At 67.8% G+C, this 283-nt stretch carries 1 protein-coding gene; it reads right to left on the bottom strand.

The window, feature by feature from the left end; genetic code table 11:
- Positions 1–283 (bottom strand): AMP-binding protein (locus E4487_RS24190; protein ID WP_175254568.1); only part of this gene is annotated, 283 nt, incomplete at both ends.

A 283-nucleotide genomic window follows, 5' to 3' on the forward strand; every position in this document is an offset into this window, starting at 1 on the left:
CGGCGTACCCTGAATCGGCAGATCGCTCCCCTCCAGCCCCTCCACTTCCGACCAGTCGCTGTCCAGGCAGAACCTACGAGCGTTCGAGGCCGGCAGCGCATCACGCAGATGTGCCTGAGTCAGCAGCAGCGTCACGCCGCTGTCGTCCAGCATGTGCTGCAGACGCTCGTGCGGATAATCCGGGTCCATCGGCACGTAGGCGCCACCGGCCTTGACGATGGCCAGCAGGGCCACCACCAGCTCGACGCTGCGCTCGGCCGCCACCCCCACCAGTACGTCCGGG

The sequence above is a fragment of the Pseudomonas sp. BMW13 genome (genome assembly GCF_013357275.1).
GTDB lineage: Bacteria > Pseudomonadota > Gammaproteobacteria > Pseudomonadales > Pseudomonadaceae > Aquipseudomonas > Aquipseudomonas khazarica.